This window comes from Caballeronia sp. LZ033 (assembly GCF_031451265.1).
Lineage (GTDB): Bacteria > Pseudomonadota > Gammaproteobacteria > Burkholderiales > Burkholderiaceae > Caballeronia.
The window spans coordinates 842,123-855,863 of the sequence record NZ_JARUXQ010000001.1 but is presented as its reverse complement, the minus strand read 5'-3'; the positions used below and the strand labels follow the sequence as shown (position 1 = coordinate 855,863).

The following is a 13,741-nucleotide window of genomic DNA, read 5'->3' as shown; positions in this document are numbered from 1 at the left end:
TTGTTTTGTGGGGGTTTGCGACGCGTCATGCCGCCCGGTTCACGATCCTCGGGCGGCTTGTACAATGGTTCGACCAGCCGCGCGCGCGTTGGTGCGTTCGACCTTCGTGCGTTCCGCGTTCTGCGTTCGCATAGCGTTCGCACTCGGGACGCCGGCGCCGCCGTTCAATCCAAACATGAAGACCCTGCCATGTCTACCACGACCGCTTCCGCAGTGATCCGCCGCGAGGACTATACGCCACCCGCCTTCCTGATCGAATCCGTCGCCCTCGAGTTTGATCTCGCGCCGTCGCACACCGTGGTCAGGAACACGATGAAGCTGCGTCGCAATCCTGACGCAGCCGCCGCCGGACCTGGCGCGCGGCTCGAACTCATGGGCGAGCAACTGGAATTCGTCAGCGCGACGGTCAACGGCGCGGCGCATTCGGATGCCCGCGTTCACGCGGCGGGACTGTCGCTCGGCGGTCTGCCGTCCGATGCTTTCGAGCTTGGCATCGAGAGCATCTGCAATCCGGCTGAGAACACGACGCTCTCCGGACTTTATGTCTCCAGCGGCAACTTCTTCACGCAGTGCGAAGCCGAGGGCTTTCGCCGCATCACCTACTTCCTCGACCGTCCGGACGTGATGGCCACCTACACCGTCACGCTGCGCGCCGACAAGACCGCGTATCCGGTGCTGCTGTCGAACGGCAACCTGATCGCCGAGGGCGATCTGCCGGATGGCCGCCATTTCGCGCAATGGGAAGATCCGTTCAAGAAACCAAGCTACCTGTTCGCGCTGGTGGCCGGCAAGCTGGTGTGCATCGAGGAGCGCATCCAGTCGGGTTCCGGGAAGGACAAGTTGCTGCAGGTCTGGGTCGAACCGCAGGATCTCGACAAGACCCGCCACGCGATGGACTCGCTGATTCACTCGATCCGCTGGGACGAAAAGCGCTTCGGGCTGGAACTGGATCTGGACCGCTTCATGATCGTCGCGGTGAGCGACTTCAACATGGGCGCGATGGAGAACAAAGGCCTCAACATCTTCAACACGAAGTACGTGCTGGCCAACCCGGAAACCGCCACCGACACCGACTTCTCGAACATCGAGGCCGTCGTCGGCCATGAATACTTCCACAACTGGACGGGCAACCGCGTGACCTGCCGCGACTGGTTCCAGTTGAGCCTGAAGGAAGGCCTGACGGTGTTCCGCGACCAGGAATTCTCCGCCGACATGGCCGCCGGCGACGCCGACGGCGCAGCCAGCGCCGCGGCGCGCGCGACCAAGCGCATCGAGGACGTGCGCGTGCTGCGCCAGATGCAGTTCGCCGAGGACGCGGGCCCGATGGCCCACCCGGTGCGTCCGGAGAGCTACGTCGAGATCAACAACTTCTACACGATGACCGTCTACGAGAAAGGCTCGGAAGTCGTGCGGATGTACCAGACGCTGTTCGGGCGCGACGGCTTCCGCCGCGGCATGGACCTGTATTTCAAGCGTTTCGACGGCCAGGCCGTGACCTGCGACGACTTCCGCCAGGCGCTGGCCGACGCGAATCATCGCGATCTCGCCCAGTTCGAGCGCTGGTACAGCCAGGCGGGCACGCCACGCGTCTCGGTGCGCGCGCATTACGATGCCGCCGGCAAGCGCTATACGCTTTCGCTCAAGCAAGGCTATGGCGAGGCGTCCGAAGCCGCGCGCGAAACCCAGAAGGGTCCGCTGCTGATTCCGTTCTCGGTGGGCCTGATCGGCCGCAACGGCGCCGATCTGCCGCTGCGTCTGGAAGGCGAAAAGGAGCCGAACGGCACGACGCGCGTGCTCGAGTTCACCCAGCGCGAGCAGTCCTTTACGTTCGTCGATGTGAACGAGGCCCCGCTGCCGTCGTTGCTGCGCAATTTCTCGGCGCCGGTGATCGTGGAATACGACTATTCGAACGAGGAACTCGCCTTCCTGCTCGCGCATGACAGCGATCCGTTCAACCGCTGGGAAGCCGGCCAGCGGCTCGCGACGCGCGAACTGCTGGCGCTCGCGGGGCGCGCGGCGCAGGGCGAGGCGCTGACCATCGACGATGCGGTGATCGCAGCGTTCGCCCAGCTGCTCGACGACACGACCCTCACGCCGGCCTTCCGCGAACTCGCGCTGATGCTGCCGTCGGAAAGCTATCTGGCCGAACAGATGGCGGTGTCGGATCCGGCCGCCGTGCACGCGGCGCGCGTCTTCATGAGCCGGCGGCTGGCCACGCAGCTGCGCGACAAGTGGCTCGCGACGTATGAAGCGAACCGCACGCCCGGCGAGTATCGTCCGGTGCCGGAAGACGCGGGCAAGCGCGGGCTCCGGAACCTCGCCCTCGCCTACCTGAGCCAGCTCGACGACCCCGCCGACGCCGTCCGCCTCGCACAGGCGCAGTACGACAGCGCCAACAACATGACCGACCGCTCCGCCGCCCTCGCCGCCCTGCTGCTCGCGAGCGCGACGCAGGGCGCGGACGCGACTGTCGCCGACGCCGCGCTGGCCGACTTCTATCGCCGCTTCGAGAAGGAGGCGCTCGTCATCGACAAGTGGTTCGCGCTCCAGGCGACGCAGCGTGGCGGACCGGACCGCAACGTGATCGAGATCGTGCGCAAGCTGATGCAGCACCAGGCGTTCACGCTCAAGAACCCGAACCGCGCGCGTTCGCTGATCTTCAGCTTCTGCAGCGGCAATCCGGCGCAGTTCCATGCCGCCGACGGCTCCGGCTACGCCTTCTGGGCCGAACAGGTGATCGCCCTCGACGCGCTCAATCCGCAGGTCGCCGCGCGTCTGGCGCGCGGGCTGGAATTGTGGCGCCGCTTCACGCCGCAATTGCGCGAGAAGATGCATGCGGCGCTGAGCGAAGTGGCGGCGCAGGCGAAATCGCGCGATGTGCGCGAGGTCGTGGAGAAGGCGCTCGCCGCTTGAGCGTTGTTTCGGCACGGTTTTTTTCCGCTGGGTGATGGGCGGTGACTGACTGGAGGCCGTCGTGCGCCGCCTGGCGCGCGGCGGCCTTGCTTGTTTCTGGCCGACGCCCGCCGGCGTTGTCATACGGTGGGACGGGGTCGAGCGGTTAGAATCGCAAATATTCGTCTAACGCTCACGGAGCCTCGCATGTCCTCCAATTTCAGCCGTACCACGCTCACAAAGTATCTGATCGAGCAGCAGCGCGAACACCAGAATCTGCCCGCCGACCTGCGCCTGCTGCTCGAAGTCGTGGCGCGGGCCTGCAAGCAGATCGGCTATCACGTGAGCAAGGGCGCCCTCGGCGAAGCGCTCGGCTCCGCCGGCAGCGAGAACGTCCAAGGCGAAGTGCAGAAGAAGCTCGACGTGCTGTCGAACGAAATCCTGCTCGAAGCCAACGAATGGGGCGGCAATCTGGCCGCGATGGCATCGGAAGAAATGGAAAAGATCTTCCCGATCCCCAATCGCTATCCGAAGGGCAACTATCTGCTGACCTTCGATCCGCTCGACGGCTCGTCCAACATCGACGTGAACGTGTCGATCGGCACGATCTTTTCGGTGCTGCGCTGCCCGGACGGCGTCGAACCGAGCGAACAGGCGTTCATGCAGCCGGGCTCGCAACAGGTGGCGGCCGGCTATGCGGTGTACGGTCCGCAAACCGTGCTCGTGCTGACCACCGGCCATGGCGTGAACTGCTTCACGCTCGATCGCGAACTCGGCTCGTGGGTGCTCACGCAGCGCGACATGACGATTCCGGTCGAGACGCGCGAGTATGCGATCAATGCGTCAAACAGCCGGCATTGGTATGAGCCGGTGCAGCGCTATGTCGGCGAACTGACCGAGGGCAAGGAAGGCGCGCGCAAGGAAGATTTCAACATGCGCTGGATCGCTTCGATGGTCGCGGACGTGCATCGCATCCTGAGCCGCGGCGGCATCTTCATGTACCCCGCCGACAAGCGCGACCCGTCCAAGCCCGGCAAGCTGCGCCTGATGTACGAAGCCAATCCGATGGCGTTCATCGTCGAGCAGGCCGGCGGCGCGGCGACCAACGGCGAACAGCGCATTCTTGATATCGTCCCGACGAGCCTGCATCAGCGTGTCGCGGTGTTCCTCGGTTCGAAGGGCGAAGTGGATCGCGTCACCCGCTACCATCACGAAAAGAAAATTTGATTCGAGCTATTGCCAAATCGAGAAAACGGTCGCTATAATCTTGTTTCTCTGATGCCGGAATAGCTCAGACGGTAGAGCAGCGCATTCGTAATGCGAAGGTCGGGGGTTCGATTCCTCTTTCCGGCACCAAAAAGATTCAGCAGTACAAAAACCCGCGTTCACGCAAGTGACGCGGGTTTTTTGCTTTATCCGGTGTTTCTGCATCTCCACACCTTTTCACCCCCACAGGTGGGTGGATGCAAGTGCAGCACGTCTATGCCACGATTGCCTGAAGTTGTTCGCGAGTGCTCTCGACCGACTTCAGCCCGTGCGCGTCTTTCGCTGAATCTTCCTTTGCGATTTCACGTTCAGTCCGAGTGCGCGTCTGATTCGCTTTTTATGTGCGGCTTCGTACAACAACACGCTATTTTCCGCTCTGCACCATCGAGCGTCAACGCAGGTTTCCCGGTATCGTTATATCCATAGAGGAAACGCTACAGTTGGACATGAGTTACGCGGGCAGGATCGGCAAGCAAGGCGCCATGCGGCTGACGGCCGATTCGCACGAATCCCGAAAAATGCAGTTTTTGCGACACCGGATGTTAAGGGCGAGTATGCATTACCGGTACATTGCCCTTTGCAACACGAACGATCATGCGTTGTGCTTCAGCCGTATCGATTGGATTCAAGTTGAATCGGCAGCCATCCGATAACGCATTTTGAGAGGATTTCGAGTTTGAACTGCTGCTTGTGTGCGGCGGCGCAACAGCCGCATCAATCAGGTTGGCGCATTTGAGTGTAGTCATAGAGGAGAGAGATCATGGACGCAAAACCGACGAAAATCCCGACGCCCGACACGGTGTTTTGTCCGGATCAGGATCCGGTGGCCGTCGAATTTCTCGCGACCGAATTGCCTGAGCACGTCAGGGCTTTCTTCGACGAACAGCGTAACGCTGCGCAGTCGAAATAGGCAGATGCACTGGATCACGCAGTCGTCGTGGGAATGACAGACCGCCGCGCGCGGTGCAGGCGGGCGTTCGCGTCCGGATGCGGCTCGCGTGAGGTTCCCCCACGTCGCTGATGTTTGGGCGAGCCGCACATGCCGGCTCGCCTTTCAGGACGCTTCTCCTCTTCCTCTCTGTTGATCCCGGCCGGCGGTACGTTATTCTGGCGCTTTTGTTCGTTCATGCCGATGCGCCGTCGCCCGACCCTCTCCCTTCTCGTTCCCGCCGCTTTCGCTTACGCGCTTGCGCTTGCCGCACCCGGATCCGCCCACGCCGATGGCGATGAATCCGCCTTCACCAATGTCATCGCACTGGTTTCGCAGCGTCTCGCGCTGGCGGAACCGGTCGCGCGCTGGAAGTGGGCACATCACGATGCGATCACCGACGCGCCGCGCGAGGAAGCGCTGCTCAAGCAAGTCGAAGAGAAAGCGCGTGCCGCGCAAGTCGATCCTGAATTCGCGCGCGCCTTCTTTCGCGATCAGATCGAGGCGAGCAAGGACGTCCAGAACGCCCTGTTCGCCAACTGGCGCAAGCTGAAGGCCGCGCCGGAAGGCACGCCGCCGGATCTCGCGAAGGACACGCGCCCGAAACTCGATCAGCTCACGCGCTCGCTGATTGCGGCGCTTGCGCACATCGAACCGCTTCGGCACACGGACGATTGCCCTGTTCGGCTCGCGGAGAGCGTCGCGCGATGGAAGCATCTGACGCGCTACGACGCCGCGATGGATGCGCCGCTCGAGCGCGCGCTGTCGCATGTCTGCGCAAGCGGCGGGCTGGGCGCGGTGGGTTGACCGCCGGGTCGACTGAAGACTAGAACGCGGCGGCGAGCGGACGGATGTCGAGCGGCGTCACGGGCAGACCGCGTGCGAGGCGTTCGCTCAGGATCCGGTAAGTCGTCAATTCGAAGCCAGGCGCCGTGACACCCGCCGACAGCGCAGCCGCCCCGTCCAGCGAGTCAGCCGAGCCAAGGTATTGCCATTGATTCACGACGTGCCATACGCGTCGTCCCGACTCGGCGTCGCGCTCCTCGACGGCAATCGCGCCCGCATACGGCCAGGGTGCGCCGCGCGCTTCGCCGGAACGCGGCTTTGGCACCCGGTTGTAGGCCGGCCGCAAAGCCGCAATCAACTGCGCTTCGGCAAGCATTGCGCCAATTTCGCCGCCCGTCGCCTGGTATTCGACACGGCGCACGAGCGACGCCAGCCGCAAGTCCTTCGCCGAGCGCTTCGGTCCGACCAGATGCGAGCGGACGCGTTGCCGCAACCGTACGCTTCGGCCGACGTACAGCGGTGCGTCGTCATCGCCATGGAACACATAGGCGCCGCAGCCGGCGGGAATGCGCTCGATCGTGTCCTCGTCGATATGCGCCGCAAGCTGGAAGCGGCGCGTCACCCGTTCGAGATGTGCCTGCATGACCTCCGGCGCGTGCGCACGATGCAGGTGTTGCCAGAATTGCCAGAGCAGATCGGCGTCGGCGAGTGCGCGATGGCGCGCCGACGGCACGAGCGCATGGCGTTGCACAAGTGCGTCGAGACCGTGACGGGTTTCCGACGGGTACACCGCCCGCGAGAGCTGTACCGTGCAGAGCACGTCCGGCACGAACCGAAGCCCGACGCGCTTGAACTCGCCTTTGAGGAAACCGTGATCGAAATGGGCGTTGTGGGCGATGAAGAGTCGCCCGCTCATCCGTTCGAGCAGGTTTGTGGCGAGCTGGTCGAAGGTGGGTGCGTTTCGCACCATGGCGTCGTTGATGCCGGTCAGCTGCTGGACGAACGCGGGAATGGAGCGCTGCGGATTGACCAGCGACGTCCACTGCGAAACGCCCTGCGGACCGACTTCGACGATACCGATCTCCGTGATCCGGTCGACGCCGAAGGTACCGCCTGTTGTCTCGAGATCGACGAAAACGATGGGTTCGGCCGGAAGCGTGAAGCGGGATGAATCGAAGTGCATCATGGACGGCGGAAAGCGGTGCGCCTGACGAGATAGACAGGCGCGCAGTAAAGGATGAATTGCCCATTCTAACGCAGGGGATCGGCGGGCCCTGACCACGCAAGGATCGCATTCGACAATTAAGCATTTGCTACGCTTTGCCATAACGCAATGGGTGCGTGATGAATACTGCGGTAGAACTCAAAAGGGCATCTGTCAGCATTCCATAAATAAACTTGCAATAGTGGCAAACCCGAAATCAAGCGAGTGTATTTTCAAGCTGGAGCAGCGCTGCGGGAGCCCGGAGAAGCCGAAGCGCGCACGCCCCTGCCGGCAGGGGCCGGCCCTCATACGGCTGGCTTGAGCGAGGTAACGCGGAACCAAGCTGGCGTGATTCGATTGCTTTTGCGACGCTCAGTTTTCAATCAGACCAAAGCACTAAAGCAATACCCTTTGAGCAGCGCCTTATCCGTCACTCGCAAGTTGCATTGGTTATCCCAATTCAATTATTCAGTATTAACCATGCCAAAGAATTTTAAGCGTATCCAAGAAAATCAATTAAGGACATTTCAAGAGTAACCGACCATAATCCTTGCCGGATTCTCCGCGAGGATTTCATCTGCGTTTTGCCCGCCGTCAACAAAAACGCGCATCGATAACGAGCGGCTTTCACCACCTTGCCGACAGGAAGCTTTGACCGGATTAAAAGAACAGCCAGGGAATTTTGTCTCGATTGCAATGGGCAATGCTGAATGTGCCCAACCTTGACACCCGCCAAGCCATACGGCGCAAGGCTCCGCGCCTTCCGCAAAGGCGCCTCGCGTCACCACTTCACCGAAACCCGGCGCAAAAAAAAGCGCGACTGGGAAGTCGCGCCGACAAAGTTTGGAGATCTTTTTCCGTCAACGAAAAAGTCTGCTTCGGAAAGCAGAGCACTCAGTATAGCGATGCGCCCCGCACAAATTACCTGCATAAATCACAAACTTCTCTTTCAGATTTCTCAACAATCCCATTCCGGGAATTACTTGTTGCTTTTGCGCGTCAATTTGTGTCGTTCATGCGCAACGCTAATCGGTTGACACCTTAGCCCTTACGACTTCATTTGCCCTTAAACCATTGTAAATAAACAGGAATAAGCGAATTTTCGATCATTGCGCGAGCGAGAATGGTTTATTGCGAAAATCGAACAATGCTCAATGTGACACCGTTCTTTACACTTCGTCTGGTCCGGAAACAAATGTGTCGGCTGCCGATGCATAGCTCTTCTGGCCGCGCCCTCTCGCAGCGCGCCGGTACGAGGTTTCCTCAAAGCCTGGGTCCTGGGCCCAATCTGCTCTCGGAGTTACAAAGATGAAAAAGACTCTCATGGTCGCCGCCCTGACGGGCGTTTTTGCTACTGCCGCCCATGCGCAAAGCAGCGTCACGCTGTATGGCCTGATCGATGCCGGCATCACCTACACGAACAACAATGTGACGACGGCCGGCGGCACGGGCCACAGCAACTTCAAGGCGACGAGCGGTTCGGTCAACGGCAGCCGTTGGGGCCTGCGCGGTGCTGAAGACCTCGGCGGCGGCCTGAAGGCAATCTTCACGTTGGAAAACGGCTTCAACATCATGAACGGCACGAACGGCCAAGGTGGTCGCGAGTTCGGCCGTCAGGCATTCGTCGGTCTGTCGAGCACGCAATTCGGCGCCGTGACGCTCGGCCGTCAGTATGACTCCGTCGTCGACTTCGTCGGCCCGCTGGCATTGACCGGCACGCAATACGGCGGCACGCAGTTCGCCCACCCGTTCGACAACGACAACCTGGACAACACGTTCCGCGTCAACAACTCGATCAAGTACACGAGCGCGAACTACGCCGGCTTCAAGCTGGGCGCGATGTACGGCTTCTCGAACGAAGCGGGCGGTTTCTCGGATAACCGTGCTTACAGCGTCGGCGCATCGTACAACTACGGTCCGTTGAACGTTGCTGGCGCGTACATGCAACTGAACAACGTCGGTTCGGCGACGAACAACATCGCCGGCGCAGTCGGCAGCGACAACTCGCCGTTCACGGCTGGCCGTCAACGCATCTTCGGCGGCGGCATCAACTACGCGTTCGGCCCGGCAACGGTCGGCTTCGTGTTCACGCAGACGATGCTGGACAACGCAACGTCGCTGAACAACGTCGCAACGAACGCAGGCAACATCAACCTCGGCGACAGCCACGTTCGCTTCACGAACTACGAAGTCAACGGCCGTTACAACCTGACGCCGGCTCTGTCGGTTGCAGGCGCGTACACGTACACGGACAGCCGTATCGCCGGCGAAAAGCCGAAGTTCCATCAGTTCAGCCTGCAAACGGCCTACGCGCTGTCGAAGCGTACGGACGTGTACCTGCAAGGCGAATACCAGCACATGACCGACGACGATGGCCTGCCCATCGGCGCGACGATCAACGGCGTGGGTATGTCGTCGTCGTCGAACCAGGTTTCGGCAACGGTTGGCGTGCGTCACCGCTTCTAAGCGTCACCGGCAATACTGCTGTAGAAAAGCCGCTCTTCGGAGCGGCTTTTTTTCGTTCTGGGTTCAGGCAAGCGGTCCTGAACCGGACGGCACACGCGCCTCAGCGCGGATAGCGCACGTCGAGAATATCGATCTGTCGCACGCCCGCGGGCGTATGCAGCGCCACCGTGTCGCCGATCTTCGCCTTCAGCAGCGCACGCGCCATTGGCGAGATCCAACTCACCCAGCCGCGCTCGAGATCCACCTCGTCCACGCCGGCAATCGTCACCGTCTTCACTTCGCCGTCGTCGCCGGCGTAATCGACGGTCGCGCCGAAGAACACCTGGTCGACGTTCTCCTGCTTGCTGCTGTCCACCACTTCCGCTGCGTCCAGCCGTTTGGTCAGGAAACGGATGCGCCGGTCGATCTCGCGCAGGCGCCGCTTGCCGTAGATATAGTCGCCGTTCTCTGAACGATCGCCGTTCGACGCCGCCCACGACACCAGCTTGACCACCTCGGGACGCTCGTTGTCGAGCAGTTGCAGGAGCTCGTCACGAAGGCGCTGATGTCCTTGCGGCGTGATGTAGTTCTTCGTGCCTGCCGGGACATCCGGGTGTGCGGTTTCGAGATCGTCGTCGCTGTCGTCCGACTCTTTGACAAATGCTTTGTTCATGATGCGAATCCAGATCCAGTTTCGAGATGACACGCGCTTTCAAAACATCAAGTTACCATGCGGAACATGCATCTCCTACGAAGGAAACCGGGAATTTGCCCTAAAAGCCTTCCATTTTCGGATTAGCTTGGCTATAATTCCGCTTCTGCGTGCGGCTGTAGCTCAGTTGGATAGAGTACTTGGCTACGAACCAAGGGGTCGTGGGTTCGAATCCTGCCAGCCGCGCCACTTTTTTCTGATGTTCTCGTTATTGGCGGTCGCGCCAATTAAGGAAAACATCACGCGCTTGACCATAAGCGCATTGACGTCACATGAAGCAGTACCGTTTTGCGTGCGGCTGTAGCTCAGTTGGATAGAGTACTTGGCTACGAACCAAGGGGTCGTGGGTTCGAATCCTGCCAGCCGCGCCATTTTAGGAGGGCCTTCCAGTCGGAAGGCCCTTTTTGTTTTCGTCGCTCGAACCGGGCCGCATCGGGACCGTGCAATCGTGCAATCAGACGCGCGGAATCGAACCGATATCGCCGATATGCTTCTCCGGCGCCGGCACGTCTTCCACCGACACCACCGCGCTCGATTCCCCGATCGCCTCCGCCCGCGTCCCCATCAACGATTGCGGCCGACGCATGAATTCGTCTTCCACGGTATCGCCGAATGCCTGCCGCACGAACGCGCGCAGCAACGCGATGCGCAACGACACTCCGCGCCCCTCCACGCTCTCCCCGTCCTTGCCGAAGCTCACGCTGCAGACCACTTCGCCGCGGCCGTGATCGTGCATCTCGAGCCTGCAGGCGCGCTCCAGCACGACGGAGGCGGCTTCCCACGAGGTAGACGGCAGGAAGCGCCCGTCCCACGGCCGTCCGCGATCGTTGCCGCGGATGGAAAGCGTCTCGCCGCTATCGGTAAAGTGGATTTCCCGAACGAATTCGTGCAGCCCGCGCGCGACCCAGTAGTCGAGCGTGGCGCCTTCGAGATCGGATGTGTTCATTGCGGCGCTCTCTCCTGTCGATGGAGGACGGAGCATGCACGCCGCGTTCCCGCGCCGGGATCGAGCCGGGATCAGTAGTCCGCGCGTTCCCGGTCGATGCGCATGCCGCCGTCCTGATTGCGATGATGCGGTTCGTCGCTCGGACGTTCGCGCGCGATCCGCATGACGTCGTGATTGGTTCTCACGCGGCGCATCACGTTCGCCAGATGCACGCGGTCGCTGACCTGGATCACGAAGCGCAGCAGCTTGGCTTCCTGCGACACGTCCTCGTCCATTGCGATGTGCACGATATTCGCGTCCGCCGAGGTAATGTCCGCCGCGACGCGCGCGAATACGCCCTTGGTATTCTTCACCAGCACCTTCACGGCGACGTCGAACAGGCGGCCCGGTTGCGGCGCCCAGGCCACGTCGATCCAGCGGCCCGGATCGCGCCGGTGAATGCGCTGCGCGACACGGCAATCGGTGGTGTGGATCGCCATGCCGAGGCCGATGCCGATATAGCCCATGATGTCGTCGCCGGGAATCGGGCGGCAGCACGGCGACAACTGCACCGACATGCCTTCCGTGCCCGTGATGACCACCGGCGGCGCGGTATTGGTGTTGTGATGGTCGCGATGCGGATGCTCGTCGTCATCCAGACCGTTCATCAGCACCTCGATGCGCTTCGCCATCACCGCGGCCACACGGCGTCCGAGGCCGATATCCGCGAAGATTTCCTGACGCGTCTTGTTCCCGGTCCAGAGCACGAGCTTTTCCCAGACTTCCGGCGTGACGTCGGACAGTGCGAGGCCGTAACCCTTGAGACTTTGATCGACGAGACGCTCGCCCAGCTGGACGGACTCGTTCAGGCGCATTGTCTTCAGATAGTGGCGAATGGCCGAGCGCGCCTTGCCGGTGCGCACGAAGCCGAGCCACGCCGGATTCGGCTTCGAATAAGGCGCGGTGATCACCTCGACGATATCGCCGCTCTTCAGCTCCGTGCGCAGCGGCAGGAGCTCGTTGTTGATCTTCACCGCGACGCATTGATTGCCGAGGTCGCTGTGAATGGAATACGCGAAGTCGAGCGCGGTGGCGCCGCGCGGCAGCGGCATGATGCGCGACTTCGGCGTGAAGACGTAGACGGCGTCCGGGAACAGGTCGATCTTGACGTGTTCGAGGAATTCGCTCGAATCGCCCGCTTCGCTCTGGATGTCCAGCAGCGACTTGAGCCATTGATGCGCGCGCTTTTGCACATCGTTCAGGTCGGCGCCGCCGTTCTTGTACAGCCAGTGCGCCGCGACGCCGGCTTCGGCGATCTCATGCATCTTGCGCGTGCGGATCTGGAACTCGATGGGCGCGCCGAACGGACCGACCAGCGTGGTATGCAAGGACTGATAGCCGTTGACCTTCGGAATCGCGATGTAGTCCTTGAACTTGCCCGGCACCGGCTTGTAGAGCGCATGCAGCGCGCCGATGCACGTATAGCATTCGAGCGCGCTCTCGACGACCACGCGAAAGCCGTACACGTCGAGCACCTGCGAGAACGACAACTGCTTGTCGCGCATCTTCTTGTAGATGCTGTAGATCGTCTTCTCGCGGCCGGTGACTTCCGCGTTGATCTTGGCGTCCGCGATGGTGCGCTGCACCGCTTCGAGAATCTTGCCGACCACTTCGCGCCGGTTGCCGCGCGCCGCCTTCACCGCTTTTTCGAGCGTGGCGTAACGGGTCGGATTGAAGTTCGCGAACGAGAGATCCTGCAGCTCGCGATAGGTATTGTTCAGACCGAGCCGATGCGCAATCGGTGCGTAGATGTCCAGCGTCTCGCGCGCCACGCGCCGGCGTTTCTCCGGCGGCACCGCGCCCAGCGTGCGCATGTTGTGCAGGCGGTCGGCCAGCTTCACGAGGATCACGCGCACGTCGCGCGCCATCGCGAGCAGCATCTTGCGGAAGTTCTCCGCCTGCGCCTCTTCGCGATTGCGGAATTCCATCTTGTCCAGCTTGGACAAGCCGTCCACCAGTTCCGCGACCTTCGCGCCGAAGCGCTCCGCAATCTCCGTCTTGGTCACGCCCTGATCTTCGATCACGTCGTGCAGCAGCGCCGCCATGATCGATTGCGCGTCCAGCTTCCATCCCGCGCAGATTTCCGCGACCGCCACCGGATGCGTGATGTACGGCTCGCCGCTCTGGCGATACTGCCCGAGATGCGCTTCGTCGCTGAAATGGAAAGCTGCCTTGACTTCCTTGATCTCTTCGGCCGTGATGTAGCCGGAGAGCGCATTCGTCAGTTTCGCGATGGAAACGACGTCATGCTTGCGCGGCTGCTCGGGCGTGGCGGTCGGACCGAACAGATGGCGGAAGGACTGTTCGAGAACGGCGTCGATGTACTTGCGCGCCGCGTGCGGCTTGTCGGCGTCGAGCAAGGAGTCGGCGTCGGTGTCGAGATCGGGATCCACGGCGGCGGAGACGGGCAACGGTGTCTGACTCATGATCGCCTCCTCCGTGGTGATGTGATGCGGCGGGTTGCAGGTTGCAGCCTACAAACGGATCAGGGAACCGGCGCCGGTTCCCTGCTTGATTCAAGCC

At 61.7% G+C, this 13,741-nt stretch carries 9 protein-coding genes and 3 tRNA genes; 8 read left to right on the top strand and 4 right to left on the bottom strand.

The features are described from left to right. Positions 1-189 precede the first annotated feature (189 nt). The 5 genes from pepN (at position 190) to QCE62_RS03810 (ending at position 5,893) form a co-directional block, all read left to right on the top strand. Positions 190-2,913, top strand: coding sequence for an aminopeptidase N (pepN, locus tag QCE62_RS03830; RefSeq protein ID WP_309914501.1), 2,724 nt, complete (start codon positions 190-192; stop codon positions 2,911-2,913). A gap of 186 nt (positions 2,914-3,099) precedes the next feature. Continuing rightward, positions 3,100-4,119 carry a class 1 fructose-bisphosphatase gene (locus tag QCE62_RS03825; protein WP_309914498.1) on the top strand — a complete coding sequence of 340 codons (1,020 nt, stop codon included), beginning with the start codon at positions 3,100-3,102 and terminating at the stop codon, positions 4,117-4,119. A 53-nt stretch (positions 4,120-4,172) separates the two neighbouring features. Then, positions 4,173-4,248, top strand: a tRNA-Thr gene (locus QCE62_RS03820). 670 nt (positions 4,249-4,918) lie between these two features. Next, positions 4,919-5,068: a hypothetical protein gene (locus QCE62_RS03815; protein WP_309914495.1), complete on the top strand. Its 150-nt coding sequence runs from the start codon at positions 4,919-4,921 to the stop codon at positions 5,066-5,068. A gap of 222 nt (positions 5,069-5,290) precedes the next feature. After that, the gene (locus tag QCE62_RS03810; RefSeq protein WP_309919598.1) at positions 5,291-5,893 is read left to right on the top strand and encodes a chorismate mutase; all 603 of its coding nucleotides are present in this window, start codon (positions 5,291-5,293) and stop codon (positions 5,891-5,893) included. A 19-nt stretch (positions 5,894-5,912) separates the two neighbouring features. On the opposite strand, the gene QCE62_RS03805 is transcribed toward QCE62_RS03810, so the two are convergent. Further along, positions 5,913-7,055, bottom strand: a complete 1,143-nt coding sequence (locus QCE62_RS03805; RefSeq protein WP_404987278.1) for an exonuclease domain-containing protein — start codon at positions 7,053-7,055, stop codon at positions 5,913-5,915. A gap of 1,329 nt (positions 7,056-8,384) precedes the next feature. Between QCE62_RS03805 and QCE62_RS03800 the strand changes: the two genes are divergently transcribed. Further along, positions 8,385-9,542 carry a porin gene (locus tag QCE62_RS03800; protein WP_309914492.1) on the top strand — a complete coding sequence of 386 codons (1,158 nt, stop codon included), beginning with the start codon at positions 8,385-8,387 and terminating at the stop codon, positions 9,540-9,542. A gap of 100 nt (positions 9,543-9,642) precedes the next feature. Here QCE62_RS03800 and greB read toward each other — a convergent pair whose 3' ends face one another. After that, complete coding sequence (gene greB / locus QCE62_RS03795) at positions 9,643-10,194, bottom strand: transcription elongation factor GreB (RefSeq protein ID WP_309914489.1); 552 nt, start codon at positions 10,192-10,194, stop codon at positions 9,643-9,645. A 151-nt stretch (positions 10,195-10,345) separates the two neighbouring features. Between greB and QCE62_RS03790 the strand changes: the two genes are divergently transcribed. Continuing rightward, a tRNA-Arg gene (locus QCE62_RS03790) sits at positions 10,346-10,422 on the top strand. Between the two features lie 105 nt (positions 10,423-10,527). Further along, positions 10,528-10,604: transfer RNA gene (locus QCE62_RS03785), tRNA-Arg, on the top strand. Positions 10,605-10,687: 83 nt separating this feature from the next. Here the strand turns inward: QCE62_RS03785 and QCE62_RS03780 are convergent. Continuing rightward, complete coding sequence (locus QCE62_RS03780; protein WP_309914486.1) at positions 10,688-11,179, bottom strand: phage protein NinX family protein; 492 nt, start codon at positions 11,177-11,179, stop codon at positions 10,688-10,690. 71 nt (positions 11,180-11,250) lie between these two features. Next, positions 11,251-13,644 (bottom strand): bifunctional (p)ppGpp synthetase/guanosine-3',5'-bis(diphosphate) 3'-pyrophosphohydrolase, encoded by a 2,394-nt coding sequence (locus QCE62_RS03775; RefSeq protein WP_309914483.1) that lies wholly within the window; start codon positions 13,642-13,644, stop codon positions 11,251-11,253. Between the last annotated feature and the right edge of the window lie 97 nt (positions 13,645-13,741).